The sequence below is a fragment of the Prodigiosinella aquatilis genome (assembly GCA_030388725.1).
Lineage (GTDB): Bacteria > Pseudomonadota > Gammaproteobacteria > Enterobacterales > Enterobacteriaceae > Prodigiosinella > Prodigiosinella aquatilis.
On the sequence record CP128857.1, the window covers coordinates 470,117 to 495,567 of the forward strand.

Annotated in this window: 21 protein-coding genes; 8 read left to right on the forward strand and 13 right to left on the reverse strand. The window is 51.1% G+C overall.

From position 1 onward, the window contains the following. Positions 1-26: 26 nt before the first annotated feature. From PCO85_02170 to PCO85_02190, 5 genes are read right to left on the reverse strand one after another with little or no spacing between them, the layout of a single operon-like run. The gene (locus tag PCO85_02170) at positions 27-878 is read right to left on the reverse strand and encodes a class II fructose-bisphosphate aldolase family protein (protein ID WJV54308.1); all 852 of its coding nucleotides are present in this window, start codon (positions 876-878) and stop codon (positions 27-29) included. A gap of 12 nt (positions 879-890) precedes the next feature. Then, on the reverse strand, positions 891-1,982 hold the full coding sequence (locus tag PCO85_02175; GenBank protein ID WJV54309.1) for a PTS fructose transporter subunit IIC: 1,092 nt from the start codon (positions 1,980-1,982) through the stop codon (positions 891-893). 25 nt (positions 1,983-2,007) lie between these two features. After that, a complete protein-coding gene (locus PCO85_02180; protein ID WJV54310.1) occupies positions 2,008-2,322 on the reverse strand; it encodes a fructose PTS transporter subunit IIB in 315 nt (104 codons plus the stop codon). Between the two features lie 13 nt (positions 2,323-2,335). Continuing rightward, positions 2,336-2,815 (reverse strand): fructose PTS transporter subunit IIA, encoded by a 480-nt coding sequence (locus PCO85_02185; GenBank protein ID WJV54311.1) that lies wholly within the window; start codon positions 2,813-2,815, stop codon positions 2,336-2,338. A gap of 22 nt (positions 2,816-2,837) precedes the next feature. After that, the gene (locus PCO85_02190) at positions 2,838-4,415 is read right to left on the reverse strand and encodes a transcription antiterminator (protein WJV54312.1); all 1,578 of its coding nucleotides are present in this window, start codon (positions 4,413-4,415) and stop codon (positions 2,838-2,840) included. Between the two features lie 459 nt (positions 4,416-4,874). Between PCO85_02190 and parC the strand changes: the two genes are divergently transcribed. The 3 genes from parC to ftsP all read left to right on the forward strand — a co-directional run bounded on the left by parC (position 4,875) and on the right by ftsP (position 9,611). Beyond that, complete coding sequence (gene parC, locus PCO85_02195; GenBank protein ID WJV54313.1) at positions 4,875-7,148, forward strand: DNA topoisomerase IV subunit A; 2,274 nt, start codon at positions 4,875-4,877, stop codon at positions 7,146-7,148. 187 nt (positions 7,149-7,335) lie between these two features. Continuing rightward, on the forward strand, positions 7,336-8,073 hold the full coding sequence (locus PCO85_02200; GenBank protein WJV54314.1) for a 1-acylglycerol-3-phosphate O-acyltransferase: 738 nt from the start codon (positions 7,336-7,338) through the stop codon (positions 8,071-8,073). A gap of 125 nt (positions 8,074-8,198) precedes the next feature. Further along, a complete protein-coding gene (gene ftsP, locus PCO85_02205) occupies positions 8,199-9,611 on the forward strand; it encodes a cell division protein FtsP (protein WJV54315.1) in 1,413 nt (470 codons plus the stop codon). A 162-nt stretch (positions 9,612-9,773) separates the two neighbouring features. On the opposite strand, the gene PCO85_02210 is transcribed toward ftsP, so the two are convergent. Next, entirely contained in the window at positions 9,774-10,697 is a 924-nt protein-coding gene (locus PCO85_02210; protein ID WJV54316.1) for a LysR family transcriptional regulator, read from the reverse strand. A 144-nt stretch (positions 10,698-10,841) separates the two neighbouring features. Here PCO85_02210 and PCO85_02215 point away from each other — a divergent pair, with 144 nt between their 5' ends. The 4 genes from PCO85_02215 to maiA are packed head-to-tail and all read left to right on the forward strand — an operon-like array spanning position 10,842 to position 14,687. Further along, positions 10,842-12,215: an aromatic acid/H+ symport family MFS transporter gene (locus tag PCO85_02215; GenBank protein WJV54317.1), complete on the forward strand. Its 1,374-nt coding sequence runs from the start codon at positions 10,842-10,844 to the stop codon at positions 12,213-12,215. Between the two features lie 10 nt (positions 12,216-12,225). After that, complete coding sequence (gene gtdA, locus PCO85_02220; GenBank protein ID WJV54318.1) at positions 12,226-13,263, forward strand: gentisate 1,2-dioxygenase; 1,038 nt, start codon at positions 12,226-12,228, stop codon at positions 13,261-13,263. A 55-nt stretch (positions 13,264-13,318) separates the two neighbouring features. After that, on the forward strand, positions 13,319-14,020 hold the full coding sequence (locus tag PCO85_02225) for a fumarylacetoacetate hydrolase family protein (protein WJV54319.1): 702 nt from the start codon (positions 13,319-13,321) through the stop codon (positions 14,018-14,020). A gap of 22 nt (positions 14,021-14,042) precedes the next feature. Then, complete coding sequence (gene maiA / locus PCO85_02230) at positions 14,043-14,687, forward strand: maleylacetoacetate isomerase (GenBank protein ID WJV54320.1); 645 nt, start codon at positions 14,043-14,045, stop codon at positions 14,685-14,687. 51 nt (positions 14,688-14,738) lie between these two features. Here maiA and PCO85_02235 read toward each other — a convergent pair whose 3' ends face one another. The 3 genes from PCO85_02235 to PCO85_02245 are packed head-to-tail and all read right to left on the reverse strand — an operon-like array spanning position 14,739 to position 18,129. Beyond that, on the reverse strand, positions 14,739-15,686 hold the full coding sequence (locus PCO85_02235; protein ID WJV54321.1) for a PfkB family carbohydrate kinase: 948 nt from the start codon (positions 15,684-15,686) through the stop codon (positions 14,739-14,741). Next, the gene (locus tag PCO85_02240) at positions 15,683-17,104 is read right to left on the reverse strand and encodes a cytosine permease (GenBank protein ID WJV54322.1); all 1,422 of its coding nucleotides are present in this window, start codon (positions 17,102-17,104) and stop codon (positions 15,683-15,685) included. Before PCO85_02240 ends, PCO85_02235 begins: the two co-directional genes overlap by 4 nt. After that, positions 17,050-18,129 (reverse strand): ADP-ribosylglycohydrolase family protein, encoded by a 1,080-nt coding sequence (locus PCO85_02245; protein WJV54323.1) that lies wholly within the window; start codon positions 18,127-18,129, stop codon positions 17,050-17,052. The genes PCO85_02240 and PCO85_02245 overlap by 55 nt, the downstream gene beginning before the upstream one ends. Positions 18,130-18,334: 205 nt before the next feature. Here PCO85_02245 and PCO85_02250 point away from each other — a divergent pair, with 205 nt between their 5' ends. Then, positions 18,335-19,072 (forward strand): GntR family transcriptional regulator, encoded by a 738-nt coding sequence (locus tag PCO85_02250; GenBank protein ID WJV54324.1) that lies wholly within the window; start codon positions 18,335-18,337, stop codon positions 19,070-19,072. Between the two features lie 52 nt (positions 19,073-19,124). Here the strand turns inward: PCO85_02250 and dkgA are convergent, their stop codons facing one another. The 4 genes from dkgA to pepA form a co-directional block, all read right to left on the reverse strand. After that, the gene (dkgA, locus tag PCO85_02255; GenBank protein WJV54325.1) at positions 19,125-19,952 is read right to left on the reverse strand and encodes a 2,5-didehydrogluconate reductase DkgA; all 828 of its coding nucleotides are present in this window, start codon (positions 19,950-19,952) and stop codon (positions 19,125-19,127) included. A 192-nt stretch (positions 19,953-20,144) separates the two neighbouring features. After that, complete coding sequence (locus tag PCO85_02260; protein ID WJV54326.1) at positions 20,145-23,000, reverse strand: valine--tRNA ligase; 2,856 nt, start codon at positions 22,998-23,000, stop codon at positions 20,145-20,147. Positions 23,001-23,012: 12 nt separating this feature from the next. Beyond that, positions 23,013-23,462, reverse strand: coding sequence for a DNA polymerase III subunit chi (locus tag PCO85_02265; protein ID WJV54327.1), 450 nt, complete (start codon positions 23,460-23,462; stop codon positions 23,013-23,015). A gap of 212 nt (positions 23,463-23,674) precedes the next feature. Continuing rightward, entirely contained in the window at positions 23,675-25,183 is a 1,509-nt protein-coding gene (gene pepA / locus PCO85_02270) for a leucyl aminopeptidase (GenBank protein ID WJV54328.1), read from the reverse strand. Between the last annotated feature and the right edge of the window lie 268 nt (positions 25,184-25,451).

A 25,451-nucleotide genomic window follows, 5' to 3' on the forward strand; every position in this document is an offset into this window, starting at 1 on the left:
TTACATAAAACGGGTATGGTCAGGCGTTATGCTTTATTCGAAGCGCCGGACCAACTGAGATACTCACAAACCACGTCTCGGCAGGCGGATTCCATCCTGGTCAGCACATCAACCAGTTCGGTTTCAGGATGCTGTTGTAATGTCTGCTGTAGCATCGTTTTCCCTGCTTCAAAGACCGCCGCACCAACATTGATTTTGGCAACGCCATGGCGACTCACCCGGCGGATATCATCCGCCTTGGTGCCGCTGCCGCCGTGCAACGCCAGTGGCACTGTCGATGCCTGATGCAGGGCTTCAAGGCGTTCAAAGTCAATCTGTGGTGTCACGCCGGGGGGATAAATTCCATGGGCGGTGCCTACCGATACGGCGAGCAGATCAATGCCGGTCTGACGGATAAAGGGGATGACATCTTCCACCTGCGTCATCTTCACGGCGGCATCATCCCGGTCATACACTGGTGCGTCGGCGATATGTCCGAGTTCCCCTTCTACGCAGACCCCGGCGGTAATCGCCATTTGCACGACCTGATGCGTCTGACGAATATTTTCCGCCAGCGGATGGCTGGATGCATCGATCATCAGGCCAGTAAACCCGGCTCGAAATGACTGGCCGATCAGATCGAACGCTGTACCGTGATCCAGACTCAGCGCGATCGGAACGGCAGCTTGCTGCGCCAGTGCACGAACCAGCGGCACGGCAAGATGCGGTGGGAAATGCTGGCAGTGTCCTTGGTAGACATTGAGAATCAGCGGAGCCTGTTGCTGTTCGGCGGCAGCAATAGCGGCCCGGGCGGTCTCAAAGTTGAAACAGTTGATGGCGAGCACGGCATACTGCCGTTGATACGCGTCATCAATGATGGCTTTCATTGGGGCATACATGGCGGCTCCTGTTTACTCGAGGGTGAATTTAATGTCTTCATCACGGACGCTGGTATCTTCAACATCGTCGAACTCTTCATCTTCCTGAGTGACGCGTTTCTTGAGCAGGGATAGCATCACGCCGCAAATGACCGTACCGATGCCTAATGCCAGGCAAAACATCAGCGGTTTGGTAAATAGCGGGACGACGAACATACCGCCGTGCGGCACCGGCGCTTCTACGCCCCAGACCATGATCAGCCCACCAGCAACCGCCGAAGCAACCACGCAACTGGCAACGACCCGGAACAAATCGCGGGCAGCAATCGGGATCACGCCTTCAGTGATCATGCAGATACCCATGGGGAACGCGGCTTTTAGCGCCTCTTTCTCTGCTCGGGTGTATTTATAACGGGTCAGCAGGAAGGAGAGCGTGATGCCAAATGGCGGGATAATGGAACCGACAAACTTGACGGCTTCCGGGCCATAAACACCATCCACCAGCATGCCGTCGGCGAACAGTGACATGGTTTTGTTCACCGGCCCACCGAAGTCGAAAGTCGCCATGGCTCCCAGAATAGCCCCCATCAGGAACTTCGAGCCGCCTTGCATAGATTCAAGCAAATGAATCAGCGCTTTCTGTAGCCAGACGATAGGTTGACCGATAAATGTCATCATCAGTAAGCCCGCGATAATGGTACTGAGCAGCGGCAGGATCATGATGGGCATCAGCCCCTGCATAGAGGCTGGAAGTTTGATATAGCGACGCAGTAGCAGCACCACGTAACCGACCAAAAAACCGCCGAGAATACCGCCAATAAAGCCAGTTTGAATCTGACCGCAGATGAAACCCACAATCAGGCCGGGAGCGAAGCCTGGTCGGTCAGCGATCGAATAGGCAATCGCAGCGCTTATCAGCGGAACGATCAAACCCATACCCCAGCCGCCAATCTGGTTTAACATCCAGGCAATGCTGCCTGTTTTCTCTGCGACACTGGGGCCGCCAATCACCTGCCCGAGGGCGATGCAGATTCCGGCGGCGACAATCAGTGGAATCATCCAGGAAATACCAGTAAGGAGATGCCGTTTTATTTCCTGGCCAAGTGTATTATTTTTGCCGTTCATAATATTTTCCCCGAAAAATGGTTATTCAGGCACGTGCTAAAGAGCCGGCGACTTTTTCCAGAAACTTGACTGGAGATTTAATGACAATTTCCGTTTTTACCCGGACGATAGGTTTCCCTTTAAATCTTTCTTCCCCTTTTATTTTGATATCAACAGCCAGAATAACGACATCGGCTGCGGCTATTTCATCCGGCGTTAATTCATTTTCTGTACCAATAGTGCCTTGTGTTTCTACTCTGATAGCGTAATTCAAGGCTTTGGCGCCTTTAATAAGTTTCTCACGCGCGATATAGGTATGCGCGATACCTGCCGTACAAGCGGCAACACAAACAATATTCATTTTGAGCCTCGTCTTATGTAGGGTTTACAAGGTCTGTTTCTGCATACTGACTGAACAGTTGGATAATTTTATGGGGATCGGACTCGTCTAACAGTTGAGCAATCACCTCATCGTCGGCCAGCGCACTGGCAACCTGAGACAGCAGGCGAATGTGTGTCGTGTTCTGATCTTCCAGACGCACGGCGAAGAGGATGATGCAGCGGACGTGGCTGCCATCCAGTGTTTCCCAGGGAATATCCTGAAGTGTACGACCAATGGCTAACGTGGTTTGTTTCACCGCCGCTGATTTTCCATGCGGAATAGCAATATGATTTTCAAAACCAGTGGAACCTTCAGCCTCACGTAACCAGACATCATGAATAAAATCCTGTTTACTGCTTATGGCGCCATCGGCATATAACAGATCAGTTAATTCATTAATAACTTCATCTTTATTCGTTGCGGTCATGGCCAACTTTACACGATTGGCATTGAGTATTTTGTTGATATCCATTAATCACACCTCATAAATAAAATTAAGAAAATGAATGATCGGCCGTGGGAGATTGATGAACGGTCTGATGCAATTTATTGGCGATGACTTTTTTTGTTACACGTTTAATATCATCGTCATTAAAAAAGGCGGATACATAGACAATGGGTATCTGCTGTTCTTCCAGGTGAATGGTGGAAATAATCAGTTCAATATTTTCCTGCTGGCAAAAGGTCACCATATTACTGGCCGAAACAACACCGACAATAATCCAGTCAGGAAATGCTCTTAGAATACGGCTCTTCAGCAGATGCGATGTGCCGACTCCGCTGGAACAGACCACCAGGATACGCTTATGGGCAATTTTCTGTTCTAACGTAGCCTGAAAGTGGATTGTCAGATAACCAATTTCATCTTCGGTAATGGGTGCCAACTGGAATTTATTACAAACTTCATTCATCGCTTGACGAGTAATTTGGTAAATATCCTGAAATTCATTTTTGATATCGTCTAATAAAGGGTTTCGGATATGAATGTGATATTTTAATCGGTTAAGTAACGGCTTAATATGAATAAGCAGCCCTTCATGCAATATATTGTCGTCACGTAAATCAAAGTGGACCAGGTTAGAAAATTCATGAATAAGTGTGCCAGTTATCTGACGTGATTCTTCGTTGGAGAATTGGTAACGAAAAAGCTGATTATCCTCCCGCTCTTCCATAACAATGCCGGAAGAAATGATATATTGATAAATAAACCAGACTTCATCGGAAGGTAAACGGTTATTGACGCGCTGTTCTATCTTGCTCACCATTTCTTTTGCAATAGAAAATATACGATTGTCAACCTGCTGATGAATATTATCTTCATCCATCATTAACGCTTTTCCCTGCGCGATACGGTGCATCATGATCAAGGTATGGGTGAAGATATTGATGTAATAAGGTTCACCAAGCGTATAGGAAAGCTGTTGCTCCATTTCCTGCAATAGTGCTTGCACAAAACCGACATCGTCTTCACCGAAATAGTTTGTCAGTGCTTTATAGCTGCCGGGATCGAGGCGAGAATGGTTAAGGTGGCCGGGTTCTTTGTGCTGCATGACATCGTTGATTAACGAGACCATCGCTTGTCGCACACTGCTTTCACTGCCTTCAATATGCGTGCCGCTCTGACTGCGAACCAGTGTTAATCCTAACGGTTGTAACCAGCTTTCGATGATTTTGAGATCGTTAACGATCGACGCACTGCTGATAAAATAACGTTCTGAGAGTTTATTGATCGACGTCTCATGGGGGGTGTCGCTCAGCAGTTGTGATGCGATTTTTATCCGTCTGGCGTTGTTAATCAACGCGTCGGTATCGCCATCATCTACAACAATCTGCTGTTCCAGCAATGTTAAACCCCGATCATCATCGGAAGTCAGCATTATTCCTGCACCGACCTTTTTGTCTGGATGAATATTCCAGGCAGAAAGGAAGGTTTCAACAAATTGCATATCACGATAGACAGTCTTTTCTGACACATCCAGGTAATGTGCAATATTTTTAACTGTTACATACTCTTGATGCTGTAACAGATATTTCAATAATCGGTTCTGGCGCGAGGTAAGTGGCTGCATCATATTACCCTTATGTTGAGTTTCAGATTTTCTGATGCTTATAGTCGATTAGTTTCTTTAACTTATTTCCTTTACGATTATTTTTAGTCGGTATTATTTCAGGTAATTCTGTAATGATTAATCTAGTTGCGATAGTAAATCACGACAATACTAAATGCTGTCCATAAGATGAGACAAAATTAAAACATTGCTTCCAGCATCCATTAATTGAGAACGTGATCACATTATTCGCCAAAATAAATAATTGTGACCTTATCCACATATTAATTATTACTTACATAATGACGAGTAAATAGGCATGTTGCTGCTATTGAGCGAATGACAGACTTGTTTTCCATCGCCAGTGTCCTGTTCCCTGTGACACAACATCACCAGATAAGGTACTATCCTCTCCAAACATACCGCTGTGTGGCGTGTCGGAAAGTTCAATAATCACGCCGCGATGTGAGGAAAATAAGATAAATGAGTGAGATAACTCATGACGGCGTAGAAAGCCTTGCGCTGCATACGTTTACTGAAAATGCGTATCTGAACTACTCCATGTACGTCATCATGGACCGGGCATTACCCTTTATCGGCGATGGTTTGAAACCTGTACAGCGCCGTATCGTCTACGCTATGTCGGAACTGGGCCTGAATGCCAGTGCCAAATTCAAAAAGTCCGCCCGTACGGTGGGGGATGTATTGGGTAAATACCATCCGCATGGCGACAGCGCCTGTTATGAGGCGATGGTATTAATGGCTCAACCGTTCTCTTACCGTTATCCGTTAGTGGATGGGCAGGGAAACTGGGGTGCGCCGGACGATCCAAAGTCTTTTGCCGCCATGCGTTATACCGAATCCCGGTTGTCCAAATATGCCGAAGTGCTACTGGGCGAGCTGGGACAAGGCACCGTCGATTATTCCCCGAACTTTGACGGCACCCTGCAGGAGCCCAGAATGTTACCGGCTCGTCTGCCGAATATTCTGCTGAATGGCACGACGGGTATTGCGGTGGGTATGGCAACTGATATTCCCCCGCATAACATCCGCGAGATTGCCGCTGCCTCCGTAGCGTTGATTGATAATCCGCACGCCACGCTGGATGTACTGTTGCAGCATGTCCAGGGGCCGGATTTCCCGACTGAGGCGGAAATCATTACGCCACGTGACGAACTGTGCAAAATGTATGAAACCGGGCGTGGTTCGGTACGGATGCGTGCGGTCTGGAAACAAGAGGACAACAGTGTAGTCATTACTGCCTTACCGCATCAGGTGTCCGGGGCCAAGGTGCTAGAGCAGATCGCCAGCCAGATGCGGGCTAAAAAGTTGCCGATGGTCGACGATTTGCGCGATGAATCTGACCATGAAAACCCGACGCGTCTGGTGCTGGTGCCGCGTTCCAACCGTGTCGACCTGGAACAGGTGATGAATCATCTGTTCGCTACCACCGATTTGGAAAAAAGCTACCGTATCAATATGAATATGATTGGTCTGGATAGCCGGCCCAGTGTGAAAGGGCTGCTGGAAATCCTGACCGAGTGGTTGACTTTCCGTCGTGAAACTGTGCGCCGTCGTCTTGATTACCGGCTGGAAAAGGTGCTGAAGCGCCTGCATATTCTGGAAGGTTTGCTGATTGCGTTCTTAAATATTGATGATGTTATTCATATCGTCCGTACTGAAGATGAACCGAAGCCGGTATTGATGCGCCAGTTCAGTCTGAGTGAAATACAGGCTGAAGCGATACTGGAATTGAAATTGCGTCACCTGGCCAAGCTGGAAGAGATGAAAATCCGTGGTGAACAAAGCGATCTGGCCAAGGAACGCGATCATCTACAGGCGCTACTGGCGTCTGAACGGAAATTGAATAACCTGCTGAAAAAAGAGATTCAGTCTGATGCTCTGGCTTATGGCGACGAACGCCGTTCACCACTGTGTAAGCGCGGTGAAGCCAAGGCGATGAGCGAGCATGACCTGACCCCTTCAGAGCCGGTAACGATTGTGCTTTCCGAAATGGGGTGGGTACGCAGCGCCAAAGGACATGATATCGATCCTTCCGGGCTGAGCTACAAGGCTGGAGACAGTTTCCGTGCCGCCGCGCGCGGCAAGAGCAACCAGCCGGTGGTCTTTATTGATTCCACCGGGCGCAGTTATGCTCTCGACCCACTGACGATGCCATCGGCACGTGGACAAGGCGAACCGCTGACTGGCAAGCTGATGTTGCCACCAGGTGCCTCCATCGAACAGGTATTGATGGCGGCTGACGATCAGCGGATGTTATTGGCTTCGGATGCCGGCTATGGTTTTGTTTGTACCTTTAATGATCTGGTCGCGCGTAATCGTGTGGGTAAAGCGGTGTTGGCGCTGCCGGAAAACGCGAAGGTATTGTCACCGTTGGAAACTCATCGTGATGATGATCTGCTGCTGACCATTACTGAAGCAGGACGGATGTTATTGTTCCCGGTATCTGATTTGCCGCAATTGTCGAAAGGAAAGGGCAACAAGATCATTGCTATCCCGGCCGCGCAGGCGGCCAGTGGTGTGGATAAAATCAACTGGTTGTTTATCCTTACACCGCAGTCATCCGTTACAATGTATGTCGGTAAACGTAAGCTCAACCTGCATCCGGAAGATTTGCAGAAATATCACGCCAGCCGGGGTTGCAAGGGAACGCTGTTACCACGTGGATTGCAGCGGGTGGATCGGATAGACGTCGATACGCCTGAAACGCCCAGTGACGGCAACAGTGAAGAGTGATTGTACCGTCAACACGGAGTCAGGTGGGTGAAATAAAGTCGTGTTTTATCACCTCTTCGGTTTCTTCCTTTGGTGTCTTTCTCCTGATTTTCCGGCTGGAAGATAAGGTGTTTTAGGTCGAAGGATCACTGTGTTTTTTATCGTGAAACCGCTGTATTAGCGGTGGCAGTTGGCTAATGAGGTTGTTATGTTATTCATTTTCCGGTTCCTGGTGGTGATGGTTTTTTCCATATTGGTCAGTGTTTTTGGTTCTGTTTACTGCCTGTTCAGCCCTAGAAATCCCCGTCATGTATCAACATTCGGCCGTCTTTTCGGGCGATTGTCTGTGGTTTTAGGCCTGAAAGTGGAACTGAGGGTGCCAGAAGCGGCAGCGCATTATGGTAAATGCATTTACATTGCCAATCATCAGAATAATTACGATATGGTCACGGCGGCGAGTGTGGTGCAGCCACGTACTGTAACCGTTGGTAAGAAAAGTCTACTGTGGATACCTTTTTTTGGGCCGCTTTACTGGCTGTCCGGTAACCTGTTAATTGAACGGGAAAACCGGACTAAAGCCCACGGCACGATCACCCAGGTGGTCAAACATATCAAAGAGCACAATATTTCTATCTGGATGTTCCCGGAAGGTACTCGCAGCCGAGGTCGTGGTTTGCTGCCGTTTAAAACCGGCGCTTTTCATGCGGCAATTGCCGCCGGGGTGCCAGTGGTGCCGATTTGTATTTCCACTACCAGCAATAAGATCAAACTCAATCGCTGGAACAATGGCCATGTGATCGTTGAAATACTGCCACCGGTTGATACTAGCACTTATACTAAAGATCAAGCGCGCAAACTGGCAGTCTATTGCCATGATTTGATGGCAGCGAAACTGGTACAACTGGATGCCGAAGTGGCAGAACGAGAAGCAGCAGAGAAACGTTAAATCTGAATAATATTGTCACTTTTTTAGCCATGACATTTGTTATGTCATGGAGGTAGTGTTGTCACTATTTTCTTCCTTAGGGAAGTGATGCATTTGCATACGGTTAATAGGTTTTCGGAGTCACTATGTCATTGAGCCGGCGTCGATTTTTGCAGGCTTCAGGTATCGCATTTTGCGCTGGGACCGTGTCATTAGCGGCCAGAGCCAATAGTACACAAAACGCATTACCTATTCCGCCATTGATTGAATCCCGGCGAGGACAACCAGTATTTTTGACGCTGCAGCAGGCGCACTGGTCATTTAGCGGCGGCAGGAAAGCCTTGGTATGGGGAATCAATGGCAGATATCTGGGGCCAACAGTCCGGGTATTCAGTAATGACGATGTGAAGCTGATATACACTAACCATCTGCCAGAACCGGTAGCCATGACCGTCAGTGGTTTACAGGTACCCGGTTCACTGATGGGCGGAGCAGCGCGTATCATTCCGCCTGGTATGAATTGGTACCCGGTGATGCCCATTCGTCAGGCAGCGTCAAGCTGCTGGTATCACGCCGACACACCGAATCGGATGGCTCCGCATGTTTACAACGGTCTGGCGGGACTCTGGCTGGTGGAAGACCGCTACAGCAAGGCGTTGCCGATTCCCAATCATTACGGCCTGGATGATTTCCCGCTGATTATTCAGGATAAGCGGCTGGATAACTTTGGTGCGCCGATTTATGACTCACCCCGTCATGGCGGATTTCTCGGTGATATTTTGCTCGTCAATGGGGTTCAGAATCCGTTTATCGAGGTTTCCCGTGGTTGGGTGCGTTTGCGACTGCTGAATGCGTCGAATGCTCGTCGCTATGTGATGCGTATGAGCGATGGTCGTCCAATGCACCTTGTCGCTAATGATCAGGGGTTTTTACCCATACCTGTCACGTTAAACCAGATCTCATTGGCTCCTGGCGAACGGCGGGAAATCCTGATTGATCTGTCTCAAGGTGAGGAAGTGACACTGATTACCGGAGAATCCGCCGGGATTATGGATCGCTTGCATGGATTGTTTGAACCATCCAATATTTTGATTTCCAATCAGATTTTAACATTGAAACCGACGGGGCTACTGTCGTTGGTGGCAGATAACCTGCCATTGCATCTGATAGCTGATAATTTGGTTGAAGGGAATATCAGTCGTACCCGTGAGTTCAGTTTAGGTGACACCCTACCGGGCATCAATGGTGCCATGTGGGATATGACTCGTGTGGATGTTCAGACTCAAGTAGGGCTATGTGAACGCTGGCTGGTCCATGCCGACAAACCGCAGCCGTTTCATATTCAAGGTGTTATGTTTCAGGTCCGCAGTGTTAATGGCGGCAGAGTTCCGCCGGAAGACAATGGCTGGAAGGATACAGTGTGGGTGGATACGGATGTCGAACTGCTGGTCTATTTCAACCAGGATTCATCAGCGCAATTCCCGTTTCTCTATTACAGCCAGATACTTGAAATGGCTGATCGTGGTTCCACCGGACAACTGGTGGTACGGGATAACTGACATACCCGGCCGGCCTCGTTTGGGAAATGAGGCCGGTTTTTAAATCAACAGCCTAATCGCCAGGATTCCGGTCTGTTCGTGGATATGGTGGTTCTGGCTCCAACATGGTTTCCTCATCGTATCGTCATGAGCACCGGGGACATTAGGCTGAAGTTAACTGTCTTAATTACGGTCATCACCAGCGGTGGCGAGCAGGTGTGTCAGAAATCGTTGCAGCACGCCGGAAGGCGTTTCGCGTTTGCGCCAGAACACTCCGACGCTGCCTTTCTGCTCAATGCGTGGCAGAGGTAAAATCGCCAGTTGCCCTTGTGCCTCGTAACGTCGTGCCAGCCGCCAGGAGAGGATCGATACCATTTCACTGGCCTGTACCATGTTGAGGGTGACGCTCATGGATGAACACTCCAGGTAATCATCCGGCAACATGGCGCCATGCTCCACCAACGCATTGTCGATACTCACCCGGATAGGCGTACCCGTCGGCCAGACAATCCATCGATAGTTAAGTAATTCGTGCCAACTGATGCTGCTTCGCTGCACCAACGGATGATTCCGCCCACTGACGAAGCAGATGGGTTCGGTATACAGCACCCGATAATTCAGCGGCAACTCCAGTGCCCGGCCGCCAACACGTCCCACTGCAACATCGATCTTGCCGGAAAGCAGACTTTGCAGCAGCGGTGTCATCACGTTCTCCACTACATGTAGCCGTAACGTCGGGTAGTCAGCCGTTAGTGGCAAAAGCGCCATGGCGACGCAATCTGTCGCCACTGGGGAGCAACCGACGATCAGGCTGCCCTGCGACCCCTGTTTAAACTGCTCAATATCGACACGAGAGCGTTCCAGATCATTGAGGATACGCCGCGCGTGTTCCAGCATCAGCCGCCCGCCTGAGGAGGGGCGCAGCCCTTTACTGTGGCGTTCGAACAATGTCAGGCCGATCTCCTCCTCTAATGCGCTGAGCCATTTTGATAAGGCCGGCTGAGTGATATTCATCATCGTGGCGACCTGCGAGAGGTTGCCTTGATCGCCGATGCACACCAGCAGCCGCAGATGGTGCACTTTCAACTTTTGGGTCCAGTCACTCACAGATATAACCTCCAGGTTATAGGTCGGGCTGAAATACCATTATCTTTTCACATCACCACGCAGCATACTATTCACAATTTCGCAACATAACTCACAAAAACAACAATAAACACATCCTCAACCCTACAATCGCGAGGCTAAAAGATGAATAAACCGCGTAGCATGACAATTCAGGAAGTCATTGATGCGGCACCTGTGTCCGCCTTTCAGTGGCGGGTACTGGTCTGTTGCTTTCTGGTTGTCACTCTGGACGGATTCGACACCGCAGCCATCGGTTTTATCGCACCAGCCATTCGGCAGGAATGGCAGCTTGATGCGGCGCGCCTGGCGCCACTCTTCGGTGCAGGGCTATTCGGCCTGATGTTGGGCGCACTACTGTTCGGGCCATTGGCGGACCGCTTTGGCCGCAAGAACGTCATGTGGCTGAGTGTGGCGTTTTTTGGCCTGATGGGTGTGCTTTCCGCCTTTGCGCCAGACATGACCACACTAACGTTGCTGCGCTTTCTCACCGGGCTTGGACTGGGGGGCGCCATGCCCAACGCCATTACGTTGACCTCGGAATTTGTGCCTGCCCGCCGTCGTGCCGGGTTGGTTACGCTCATGTTCTGCGGTTTTACGCTTGGTTCGGCACTCGGCGGCGTGGTTAGCGCCCAGTGGATCCCGGTGCTTGGCTGGCAGGGTATTTTGATTCTCGGCGGCGCCTTACCGCTGGCGCTGAGCCTGGTGTTGCTGTGGCTCCTTCCGGAGTCGCCGCGTTATCGCGTGTTACGCGGCAAACAGCCGGAGAAAGTGGCTGAGGTGCTACATAACATCACGGGAAAAGACTACCACGACGTGACATTTCGGCTGGACGAAAACAAGGCCGTAACACACAGCGGAAAAAACGCCGTCACCGCGCTGTTCGCGCTGGGCATTCTCCCAGTCACGCTCTTGCTGTGGTGTGTGTTTTTTATGAGCATGCTGATCATTTACTCCCTGTCGAGCTGGCTACCGACCATGCTGAATAGCGGCGGTATTGATCTCCAGCATGCAGCCTGGGTGACCACTGCATTTCAGATTGGCGGCACCGCAGGCGCTTTGTTGATCGGCCAGCTAATGGATCGCTTCAATCCTTACTGGACACTGGCGATCAGTTACGCCCTGGGAGCGGGATTCATTGTCCTGATCAGCACCAGTGAAGGATCGCTGTGGGCAATGTCTCTGGCGGTACTGGGCACCGGTATCGGCATCAGTGGATCGCAGGTTGGGCTGAACGCGTTATCCGCGTCGCTGTACCCCACTCACTGCCGCGCTACTGGTGTGAGTTGGTCGAACGCTATGGGACGTTGTGGTGCCATCATTGGATCGCTCAGCGGTGGAATGTTGCTGGCCTGGCAGATTTCTTTCCACGTGATGCTCTTGGTGATGGCCCTACCAGCCCTAACGGCCGCTATCGCCCTGATCATGTTGTGGATGTACGGACGACGCACAGCGTTCGCTGTTAACACCGCGCAAGTCTCCGCGCTCAGTAAATCATAAGGAGTCTGACATGTACGAAATTAATACTACAGCCACTGATCGTCGGGAACATTTTTATCAGGGAATCTCCGGGCTGAACCTGTCACCGCTCTGGGAATCGCTGCATCGACTGGTACCGCAAACGCCACATACATCCTCGGTGCCTGCTTTGTGGAACTATCAGCAGGTACGTCCTTTCCTGATGAAAAGCGGCGAGCTCATTGGCGCGAAAGAAGCGGTTCGCCGAGTGCTGGTTCTGGAAAACCCGGCGCTGCGAGGCAAGTCATCGATCACCTCATCCTTGTACGCCGGGTTGCAGTTGATTATGCCGGGCGAAGTCGCGCCGAGTCACCGCCATACCCAGTCTGCACTGCGTTTTATCGTGGAAGGCCAAGGGGCTTTTACCGCCGTGGACGGTGAGCGCACCATGATGCATCCAGGTGATTTTATCCTGACCCCGCAGTGGTGTTGGCACGACCATGGTAATCCCGGCAACGAACCGGTGGTGTGGCTCGATGGTCTCGATTTGCCGCTGGTCAATTTCCTGGGTTGCGGTTTCGCCGAAAATTATCCAGAAGACCAGCAGCCGGTAATCCGCCCGATGGGGGACTACCTACCGCGCTATGCCGCCAACATGTTGCCGGTACGCTATCAGTCAGGAAATTCATCACCCATTTTCAACTATCGCTATGACCGCAGCCGCGATGTGCTGGAGCAACTCAGCCGCAATGGAGACCCGGACGAATGCGAAGGTTTTAAGCTACGTTATATCAACCCCGCCAACGGCGGCCATCCGATGCCGACTATGGCGACCTTTATGCAACTGTTGCCGCACGGGCTGACGACACAGCCTATCCGCGCCACCGATAGCACCATTTATCACGTGGTGGAGGGGGAAGGCCGGGTCACCATCGGCCAGGAGCAATTCATTTTCGCGCCGAAAGATATCTTCGTGGTGCCTTCCTGGATACCCCTCAGTATTGAAAGTCTGGCGGATACCGTGCTGTTCAGTTTTTCCGATCGCCCGGTACAGGAAGCCCTGGGGCTATTTCGTGAAAAACGTGGCTGATGCGCTATTTACGTGCATTTATTTGAATAATTGATATTTTTTTAAGGAGTTCGTTATGAGTCAGTATGTTTTTCCGCCTGCTCCACAGGTTGCTATCCCCGTTGTCGGCAGCAATACCCTGTTTCCAGTGCACAGGGTCTACTGCGTCGGGCGTAACTACGCCGCACATGCCCGGGAGATGGGGTTCGATCCTGATCGTGAACCGCCATTCTTTTTCTGCAAACCGTCCGATGCGGTCGTCCCGGTCTTGGAGGGCGAAACGCTGATGCTGGATTACCCGGCGCAGACCGACAATTACCACTACGAAATCGAGCTGGTGGTAGCCATTGGTAAAGGTGGAAAAGACATCCCGATAACAGAAGCGCTGAGCCATGTTTACGGCTACGCCACTGGGCTGGACATGACCCGTCGCGATCGTCAGATGGATATGCGCAAGATGGGCCGCCCTTGGGAAATTGGCAAAGCATTTGACCGTTCCGCTCCCATCGGGCCGGTGCATCCGGTGGCGGGTTGCCCAAACATCGAGCAGGCGGCGATCTGGTTGCAAGTCAATGGCGAAGATCGGCAACGCAGCGGTGTGAACTTCCTGATCTGGTCGGTAGCGGAAACCATCAGCTATCTGTCTGCTTTTTTTGAACTGCAACCAGGTGACTTGATTTACACCGGCACGCCGGAAGGTGTAGGGCCGGTGGTCAAAGGCGACACAATCACTTGTGGCGTTGAAGGGTTGACCGAACTGACTGTGGCTATTCGCTAAAGGCACATAAAAGGATGAAATCATGAAGTTATTCACCTTTTTCAACAGCTCGGCATCTTACCGCGTCCGCATTGCGCTGGCGTTAAAAGGCATTCGCTACGATGCTGTGGGTGTTAACATCCGTAATGGCGAACAGTATCATGATGATTATCTGGCGCTAAATCCAATGGGCGTTGTGCCAGTCTTGATTACCGATAGCGGGCAGCAGATAGGCCAGTCACTGGCTATCATTGACTACCTCGATCGCCGTTATCCGGAGCCGCGTTTGATACCGGATGATGAACAGCAACGGGCGCAGGTGTTGGAGATTGCCTTCGCCATTGCTTGCGATATCCATCCGGTCAACAACATGCGCATCCTGCACTACCTGGGCGACGAGCTGGATGTGTCTGAAACGGAGAAAAAACGTTGGTATGCCCACTGGGTCAAACAAGGGCTCGGAGCGGTGGAACGCTTACTGGAGCGGGGAGATGCTGGCGACTACTGCGTTGGTGGGCGCGTTACACTGGCTGACTGTTGCCTGATTCCACAGTGGGCCAATGCCAAACGCATGGGATGCGACCTGTCTGCTTATTCGTACTGCCAGCGGATTTATCAGCACTGCACCGTGCTACCGGCGTTTATTGCCGCTGTACCCGAGAGGCAGGCTGACGTCATCCCTGCATAAGTGGGGGATGACTCTCCTCGTTTTCGCGGGGAGAGTCATCGCGATCCGTTGTTATCTGCCAGGGTTAGTGTGAACGTCAGGGAAACGCTGCTGTAATTCTTTCCAATCTGGCGCTCCTGCGGCCCCCTGGCTGGCAACCACACAGGCCGCGACACGATTTGCCAAATCAACCGCATCATGTAATGACCAGTCGGCTGCCAGGCCAGCGAGCAAGCCACCACAGTGGGCATCGCCTGCACCAATGGTATCGACTACATCAACTTTATAGGCTGGCACTTCCTGCGCGGCAGCGTCGGGAGGACAAATCCAGGCTCCGGCCTTATCCAACCGGCAAATCAGCCATAGTCCGTTTTGTTTCGCATAATGGGATGCCTGTGCGACAGTATCACCCCCGCCACACAGGTAGCGAGTTTCATCCCGGTTTAACGTCAACATCGTATTTGTGCCGGGTAATGCCTGAAAGAATGTGGCCGGAATATCCGCAATCCGTGGGCCAGGATCGAGCAGTTTGCGTTGCGGTTGGTTCAACAGCCATTCACGCAGGGCAGCACCAGTTTCTCCGGCAAGTTCATAGCCGCTGGCATAGATCAGCGCATTTTCTGGCGGTGAGAGCCGTTGCAATAATTCTGGTGTCCAGATGGACTCGCAACCGGTAATGGACACAAACGTGCGGTCATTACCATCCCGCTCCGCCAGTGCCAGGCACCAGCCGTTGTCTCTTTCCTGATTGCGTAATAAAACGGGAAGGCCGAGTTTAGTCATGGCCTGCTCGACCATCTGTCCCCAGTGGCCGTTGCCGACAGGCATACCGTTAATCACGGGAACCTGTAACTGACAGAGAGCTCTGGCAACGTTAAACGCACAGCCACCGACTTGTCGTCCACCATCTTCGGCTTCAATATCCTCGCCACTGAACGGCAGACGTTCCACCGATAACACCATGTCGCATACGGCACCACCGATAGCCACCACGGGCACTTTGGCATGAAAAATACTCATAGCTGTTTTTCCTGTGGCTTAATCATCAGAAATAACGCGTAAGTCACCAGGCTGATACCAAAAGAGATAAAAATGCCGAGACTGGAGCTGGCAAAAATGCCTTTTGCCAGTGGGCCATCAATGAATCCGGTTTTGGTGACCATTAATCCGCTCAGGGCGCCTAACGCCCAGCAGAACAGCGGTACCCAGCGGACGCCCTGATTTTTACCGTCCAAACCGAACAGTGCCGCAGTGTTATAGCCGTGGTGCTGACGCAACCAGAGGTAATCCAGAATGAACATCGCCGCCCAGGCTGCCAGAAAGACGCCGCAAAAAATCAGAAACGAGATGAATGGTGTCAGAAAGTCGCCGGAAACAAACAGGACGTAAATAGACACACCCAACATCAGGATGGCGTCTATTGCTACGGCGATGGACTGAGGTACTTTGATACCAATCGTCAGCAGGTTGAGACTGGCGGAGTAAAGGCTCAGTACCGCAATGGTCACAATCCCGGCTGTGGCAGCCAGCAGATAGGGAACGGACATCCAGGGTGGCAGCACGGTACCAATCAACGCGATGGGATTCGCAGAACTGGCCAGATCCGGCAACTGTGAGGACAACAGGATACCGGCCAGCATCAGAACTACCAGTGGCAGACAGGCCCCACCTACCACGGCATAAAAGAGGTGATTGCGTGAGGTAGTGGGACTTTGATAGCGGCTGTAGTCGGCACCAGCGATGGTCCAACCTATACCTGTGCCAGCGGCAATCACCGAAACTGCTGGTAAAAAACCGGTCAGCCAATTGCCGGAAGGCATACTCAACACCTGAGCCCAGGGGGTATCGAATAAAATATAAACCGCCACAATCAAGGTCATGGTGCCAAAGATCTTGCTGAACCAGCTTTGCATCATGAACAGCGTATTCTGGCCTAGCAGGCTGACGATAATCGTCAGACCGGCAAACAGCAGCAGGCATACGGCAGTCAGCGTCGTACTGGCGCTAAATCCTAACGCTTCAAAGAGTGCCGCCAGTGTCATGGTACCGGTAATGACATTCACCGCTTCCCAACCGATAAGGTTAAACCAGCTAAAGGCGGTGGGAGCGATGTTGCCTTGCAGACCAAAAATGGTTCGTGAGAGCGTCAGGGTAGAAGTACGACCGGTTTGGCCGGCAAAAGAGGTGTAACCCACCAGGGAAAAACTGGCAACGCCGACCACTGCCGCCAGTACTGATTGAATAAAGGACAAGCCAAACGAGACGATAATAGCACCATAAACAATACCGAGGATGCCGATGTTAGCCGCGCACCAGATCCAGAAAAGTTGCATTGGGTTGCCGGTGCGTTCTGCTTCCGGCACCAGGTCAATACCGGTATTTTCTACTTTCCATGTTTTGTTTTGCTGGTATGTATCTTGTTGCTGGATTTCACCCATGTCGGCGTACTCCTTTTCAGCCTGAGCTCAGAGAGAATAGCGGCAAGGGGGATGAAATCAACCGAGTTGGCCTGATTGATTGTAGAGATCCATGCCGCAGGAAAAGCACTGATACCGTGCAACGCGCCACAAATAGCGGTTGCCATGGCACCTATCGTATCCGTATCACCACCAAGATTGGCGGCTAATATGGCACAGCGCTGGGGGATGGTTGCGGCGAGTTCGACAATGGCCAGTGCCATTGGCACTGATTCCAGAGTATCCATACCTGCACCCAGCGTATCATAAAGCTCTGATAGTGCCAGGGGATCGGGTAAGTCTCGAAGGTTCTCTACAAACGTGAGTGCCTGCATAATTCGGCGGCCCAATTGCGGGCAAAAAGTGGTGATATGTTGCTGCTGAACTTCTTCCGTGAGTACAGGTAATTCAGCCTTTATCTCTTCCCAACTGGCACCTTCAATAGCGCGGCTGATTGCCCAGGCAATGGCAAAAGCACCTGCAACAGCGATATCTGATTTATGGGTAGGGCTGGATGCCTGCCGTACCGCGTCAATAAATGCCATTTTATCGGTGGTTGCCATCAGGCAGCCTACTGGCGCGATACGCATGGCCGCACCATTGGTTACACCATTGGCAACGATGTCATGAACGGAAATACCCGTTCGGATAGCGTTTAATGCGGCCTTGGAGCTGGGACCCAGCACATTTTTTTCAAACGCATTGATGTGGTCGGCCCAAGACAAAATATGTTTGGCAATACGCTCGGGCTCAACTTCACCATTGGCTTCAATAACAGCATTTAATAACGCAATGGCTTGCTGTGTATCGTCTGTATATTCGCCGGCAATAAATCCCTTCGCGGCGATGTTTTCATCAGGACCGGGCAAGAAATCGCTAATCCAGCCAAAATAGTGGCGGACCTTTTCCTGCGGCCATAGTTCTGATGGCATCCCCATCGCGTCACCCACAGCTTGCCCATACAAGCAGCCGAGGATGGCGTCGTGAGGATTTCTCTTTGCGGTCATGAAATGACACCTGGTGTTGGCTCTGATACCTGATTCCTATTTTTAAATGTACAAAAAGCACTCGACAATAGCAAGTCCAATTTAATGCCTTTATAATGCCAATATAAAGCCTAAGGGCTTTGTTATTGTCTACTGGCACATTCGATGGGTTGTGATTCACAATAAATAATGATGTCGGATTTACTACGATAACTATAAGGCAACTATGCAAGCGCTTTTGACCAAAGTACGGGGAATATTGGAGCAGCCATCGTCGGCTCCCCGTTATATGCAGTTGGCTGCTGCTCTGGAGCTATGCATTGGCCAATACAATAATCTTTCCGGGCAGTTTTTGCCGCCGGAGCGACAGATTGTCCAGTCACTGGGGCTTTCACGTGTAACGGTTTCCCGTTCGCTGGCACTACTGGAAGAAAAAGGGCTGATTGTGCGGCAGCAGGGAGTGGGCACTCGTATTACTCAGCAATTAGATTATGCACTGAATAAAGAGGACGTGGGATTTACTGCGCAGATACAGCAACGCGGTGGTATCGCCGGTAATATCTGGCTGGAGCGTACCCAATTGCCCATCCCTTCAGCGTTGATAGCAGAAATGAAACTGTCGGCTGGTGCGATGGTAACCAAGCTACGCCGGGTGCGTCTGCTCAATGACGAACCCATATCGTTAGAGACGGTATGGATCCCGCAAGAGTGGTTACCGCACCCCGAGGAAGTGGAACTTTCACTGTATCAATATTGGGCGGATCGCAATATTTTCCCACAAAACAAACGCTATCGGCTGCGAGCAGTGAGCTGCATGCCCGAGATTGCCGAACACCTGGGCGTTTTGGCAGGCACGCCACTGCTGTTAAGCCGTCAGCATACTTATAACGCTCATGGTGATCTGTTGGAATACTGTGAAATTTATTGCCGTAGTGATATCTACGAGTTTCAGGTGTCAGAATAAACTCCATCCACCAGCGACATGGCCGGTGGATGTCTGGTTTTGATAGCAGATGTTATTGACGTGGTGCATCAGGATCAGGGCCTAATCGTTTACCGCAGTCCAGCTTGGCAATTTCACTCAGCTCCTCTTTATCCAGACGGAAATCGAATACATCGAAATTTTCCTGGATACGGGTAGGTGTGACTGATTTTGGAATAACGACAAAGCCATTATCCAGGTGCCAGCGGATGACAATCTGCGCTGGTGTTTTGCCATATTTTATGGCCAGCGCACGAATAATCGGCTGATCAAAAACCCCTTCACCACCCTGAGCCAGCGGACTCCAGGATTCGGTCTGGATATGATGAGTGGCATTCCAGGTATTGAGGGGGCGTTGTTGCATCAGCGGGTGCAATTCTATCTGGTTGATAACCGGAAAAATGCCTGTTTCATCTTTCAGTCGTTGCAAGTGGTGGGGATGGAAGTTACTGACGCCAATGCTTTTGGTCAGTCCCTGTTCTTGTAGTTTGATGAGCCCTCGCCAGGCGTCAGCGTAGCTATCCTGCTGAGGTAACGGCCAGTGAATCAGATAAAGATCGACGTAATCCAGCTGTAGTTTGCGCAGACTCTCTTCCAACGCTTTCTGTGTATGTTTCTGATCAGCATTCCACAGTTTGGTGGTAATAAACACCTGTTCCCGGGGGAGATTTGCCGCCTTTAAGGCCTGACCGACACCCTCTTCATTCTTGTAGATGGCGGCGGTATCAATCGCCCGATAACCGGTTTTCAGGGCTTCAGTAACCGCAGTGATGGCCTCTTCATTACTGGCCCGCCAGACACCTAGCCCCAATTGCGGCATAAGGTTTCCGTCGGCCAGCTTGATCATCGGGTGCATCGTCATGTCACTCTCCTTTTCCGATGGTTTAATCGCAGTCATCTGCGCTTAAACGACGTTATTGATACTGAACCGGCAAAATGTCCGTCATTATGGTGTTATGCCGTTCAGTCAAGAAAATCGAGTATCAGAGGCGATGATGGAAGAGGTACTTATCCGGCCGGCGTAATAAGCCCCGCATCGCGGGGCTTATAGCATTTACAGCGCAGCAATGATCGCCTGTTGTTCCTGTAGTTTAGCCTTGTCTGCGGCATAACTATCCAGTTTTTCACGTTCTTTAGCGACGACAGCCGCCGGCGCACGAGCCACAAAGCCTTCATTGGACAGCTTGCTTTCGATACGGCCGATTTCAGCGTCGATTCTGGCAACTTCTTTCACCAGACGATCCAGTTCTGCGGCTTTATCGATCAAACCCGCCATTGGTATCAGCAGTTCCGTACCGTCCACCAGTTTGGTGACAGACACCGGACCTTTATCTCCGGCTGGCAGAATAGTGATGCTCTCCAGACGAGCCAGCGTTTGCAGGAAGCTACGGTTCTGTTCCACACGACGCCGGGCTTCAGCACTGGTATCACGCAATAGCACATCCAATGGCTTGCCGGGTGCGATGTTCATTTCAGCGCGAATGTTACGTATCGCGATGATGGCCTGCTTGATCCATTCCAGATCGTTCAGTGCCTGAGTATCTTCCTGTGCGGCATCAAATGTCGGGAACGGCTGTAGCATAATTGTGTCGGCCGTAATTCCCTTCAACACTTTCACTCTCTGCCAGATGGTTTCTGTGATGAACGGAATAATCGGATGCGCCAGACGCAACAATGCTTCCAGTACCTGTACCAATGTATGACGGGTGCCGCGCAGTTCAGCATCACTGCCACCATTCATCACCGGTTTGGTCAGTTCCAGATACCAGTCACAGAACTGGTTCCAGGTAAATTCGTACAACACATTGGCAGCCAGATCAAAGCGATAGCTATCCAGTGCTTCACGGTAGGCTTTCACCGTGCGGTTGAATTCCGCCAGAATCCAGCGATCTGCCAGCGACAACACTTTATCGCCGCCCTGCGCACCACAATCCTGACCTTCTGTGTTCATCAGTACAAAACGGCTGGCGTTCCACAGTTTGTTACAGAAGTTTCGATATCCTTCCAGACGCTTCATGTCCCAGTTGATATCGCGGCCGGTGGACGCCAACGCCGCCAGCGTGAACCGCAAGGCATCAGTACCGTGGGGTTCAATACCATTCGGGAACTGTTTCTCGGTACGTTTCCGGATTTTCTCTGCCAACTGTGGCTGCATCATGTTACCGGTACGTTTTTCCAGCAATGCTGCCAGTGAAATACCGTCCACCATATCCAACGGGTCAATGACGTTACCTTTGGATTTGGACATTTTCTGGCCTTCTTCATCACGAATCAGACCGGTCATATAAACAGTATGGAACGGAACCTGTGGTTTGCCATTCTCATCTTTGATGAAGTGCATGGTCAGCATGATCATGCGGGCAATCCAGAAGAAAATAATATCAAAGCCGCTCACCATCACACTGCTGGGGTGGAAGGCTTTCAGTTCTGGCGTCTGTTCCGGCCAACCGAGGGTGGAGAATGTCCACAATCCGGAGGAGAACCAGGTGTCCAGTACGTCTTCATCCTGCCTCAGTACCGTGTCATCGGTGATGTGGTTTTCACGGCGCACTTCCGCTTCATCACGGCCTACATAAATTTTGCCTTCGGCATCGTACCAGGCGGGAATACGGTGACCCCACCACAGTTGGCGGGAAATACACCAGTCCTGGATATCGCGCATCCAACCGAAGTACATATTTTCGTATTGCTTCGGTACAAACTGAATCTGGCCGTCTTCAACTGCTTCTACGGCGACTTTTGCCAGTGGTGCTGTGCGCACGTACCATTGGTCAGTCAGCATGGGTTCAATCACCACACCACCGCGATCGCCATAAGGAACGGTGTAGTCGTGTATTTTGATCTCTTCCAACAATCCGAGTTCATCAAAGGCCGCAACGACGGCTTTGCGGGCGGCAAAACGCTCTAACCCTCGCAACTGCGCCGGAATTTCATCACTGTAAACCGTGCTGCTTTCACCGTTGGTATCAAAAATTTCAGCTTCCTGACGGATATCGCCATCAAATGTCAGGACGTTGATCATTGGCAGTGCATGACGTTTGCCGACTTCATAGTCGTTGAAATCATGCGCCGGGGTGATTTTCACACAGCCGGTTCCTTTTTCCATGTCGGCGTGTTCATCGCCAAGAATTGGAATACGGCGGCCAATCAGCGGTAAGATTACTTCTTTGCCAATCAGATCGTTATAGCGAGGATCCTCTGGATTAACCGCCACGCCGGTATCGCCGAGCACGGTTTCCGGTCGGGTTGTGGCTACGACCAGGTAATCTTTGCCATCAGCGGTTTTCACACCGTCGGCCAGCGGATAGCGCAAATGCCACATGGAACCTTTCACATCGCGGTTTTCCACTTCCAGATCAGAAATGGCGGTACGCAGTTTCGGGTCCCAGTTCACCAGGCGTTTGCCCCGGTAAATCAGGTCTTCTTTATATAAACGGACGAACACCTCTTTCACCGCATTGGAAAGGCCGTCATCCATTGTGAAACGTTCACGCTCCCAATCCACAGAGTTACCCAGACGACGCATCTGGCGAGTGATGGTACCGCCGGATTCGGATTTCCACTGCCAGATTTTGTCGATAAAAGCTTCACGACCATAATCATGACGGGTTTTGCCCTCTTCTGCGGCGATTTTACGCTCGACCACCATCTGAGTTGCGATACCAGCATGATCTGTTCCTGCCTGCCACAAGGTGTTTTTACCTTGCATCCGCTGATAGCGGATCATGGTGTCCATGATGGTTTGCTGGAAAGCATGACCCATATGCAGGCTGCCGGTGACATTGGGCGGCGGAATCATAATGCTGAAGCTTTCTGTGCCGGTATCGCCGTTAGGCTTGAAGTACCCTTGTTTTTCCCAGTGTTCGTAGAGTGGCTGCTCGATATCTTGCGGGTTGTATTTCGTTTCCATTATGCTCAAAATTCAGTGGGTTGGCGGTGTTGCCGTGGTCAATTGGAAGCCGACGCTGCGATAGGCTTTGTAGCGATCGCGCGCCAACTGTTTCAGAGATTCTTCATAAGGGACGAAGTCTATCACTTCATGGAAAGCGGTGGCAAAATCTGCGAATTGCCCTTGCAAATTAATCAGCAGATCACGTGGTGCATTACCACGGCGCTGAGGCCAGGAAAGTTCTACTGGTGCGCCTTGTCGTGGGCCTTCTCCCGCCAGGTTATGCGGTACAAAGGCGTGAGGATCTCGTTGCCACAATGCTTCGTCCAGTCGTATGGCCTGCTGTTCATCTTCACAGGCAATCAGTATGCGCTTTCCCGCACGCCAACGTTCCGCTGCCAGTTCACAAGCCAGTGCCTCGCAGGCGCTCAGTTCGCCGCTTTTACTGTCGTGTTCAAGAAGATAGAACGTTGTGTTTTTCATAGTTTCCTGTGTGTTTCCATCGAAGACTGTCGCGCGCTTCTATTTTCTCCGGGCGGTGACGATGTCTTACGCAGGAATCAATCCATTTAAAATAAATACATTAATAGTAATGATGAATCCCCGCTTGCGCGGGGATTGCCGTAAATGGGCAGACATTCATAGGGACACATAACCATTGTAACGTACTGCCTTAGCTGATACCGCCCGTCAGTTTATTCTGCGTCGTTGAAACCTGCGCGACTAAGCAGAAACTGCGACAATAGCGCCACCGGCCGACCAGTCGCTCCTTTGGCTTTGCCGGAGCGCCAGGCTGTCCCGGCAACATCCAGATGCGCCCAGCTGTATTTGCGGGTAAAGCGCGACAGAAAGCAGCCTGCGGTAATAGCACCGCCTGGACGTCCACCGATATTGGCCATATCGGCAAAGTTGGATTCCAGTTGTTCCTGATACTCATCTGCTAATGGTAACCGCCAGGCGCGATCGCCTGCCTGTTCCGATGCACCCAGCAATTCATGTGCCAGCGGATTGTGGTTCGACATCAGTCCGGTGATATGGTGGCCAAGTGCTATCACGCACGCGCCGGTCAGCGTGGCGACATCAATGACGACGTCAGGATCGAAGCGCTCTACATAGGTAAGAGCATCACATAATACCAAACGGCCTTCGGCGTCGGTGTTGAGCACTTCCACCGTTTGCCCAGACATCGTGGTTAGTACGTCGCCAGGACGGTAAGCACGACCGTCCACCATGTTTTCACAGCCGGCCAGCACGCCAATGATATTCAGTGGCAAAGACAGTTCAGCGGCCATGCGCATTACGCCATAGACCGCAGCAGCGCCGCACATATCGTATTTCATTTCGTCCATGCTATCGGCGGGTTTGATGGAAATGCCACCGGAGTCGAATGTCAATCCTTTGCCCACTAGCACGATAGGCTTAGTATCAACTGACGGATCGCCCTTATATTCGATGACGGACATCAGTGATTCGTGCTGTGAGCCCTGGCCAACAGCCAGATAGGCGTTCATTCCCAGTTCTTTCATCTGCTGTTCGCCAATCACGCGGGTGGTGATATGGTCGTAGGTATCAGCCAACTGACGTGCCTGAGACGCCAGATAAGCGGCATTACAGATATTAGGCGGCATGTTGCCTAGATCTTTTGCGGCTTTGATACCAGCAGCAATTGCCAAACCGTGCTGAATGGCGCGTTCGCCGGAAGTCAGTTCACGGCGAGTGGGAACGTTAAACACCATTTTACGCAGTGGGCGGCGAGGTTCGACTTTGTTGGTTTTTAACTGATCGAAGGTATAAAGCGTTTCTTTGGCGGTTTCGATGGCCTGACGTACTTTCCAGTAAGTGTTGCGGCTTTTTACATGTAACTCGGTCAGAAAACATACGGCTTCCATTGAGCCGGTATCGTTGAGTGCATTGATGGTTTTCTGAATTACCTGTTTGTATTGGCGTTCGTCAAGCTCGCGTTCTTTTCCGCAACCGATCAGCAAGATGCGTTCGGAAAGAATATTCGGTACATGGTGCAGGAGCAATGATTGTCCTACCTTGCCCTCAAGCTCGCCGCGGCGAAGTAACGCGCTGATGTAGCCGTCACTGATTTTATCGAGTTGTTCAGCGATAGGGGACAGACGACGCGGTTCAAACACGCCGACGACAATGCAAGCACTGCGTTGTTTTTCCGGGCTACCGCTTTTTACGCTGAACTCCATGTACTCTCCTGAATCTTAAAGACAAAAACGGGAACTACGGCTAGAATGTGATACTCCGTAATACTTCCCGTCGTTGCGTTAACATAACCTGTGTTAATCTAAACGACATAGCGAATCTGTTTTGGCGATTATGAGCAGGTTCTGATAGAACACCCCGAATGCAGGATGTCGTAATACTATTGTAGCTATGAAGGTTGCCACAAATGAGTATAAATGGCGAGTTAGCGAAAAAACTATCGACTTTCCTGCAAAAAGACAAGTTTTCACA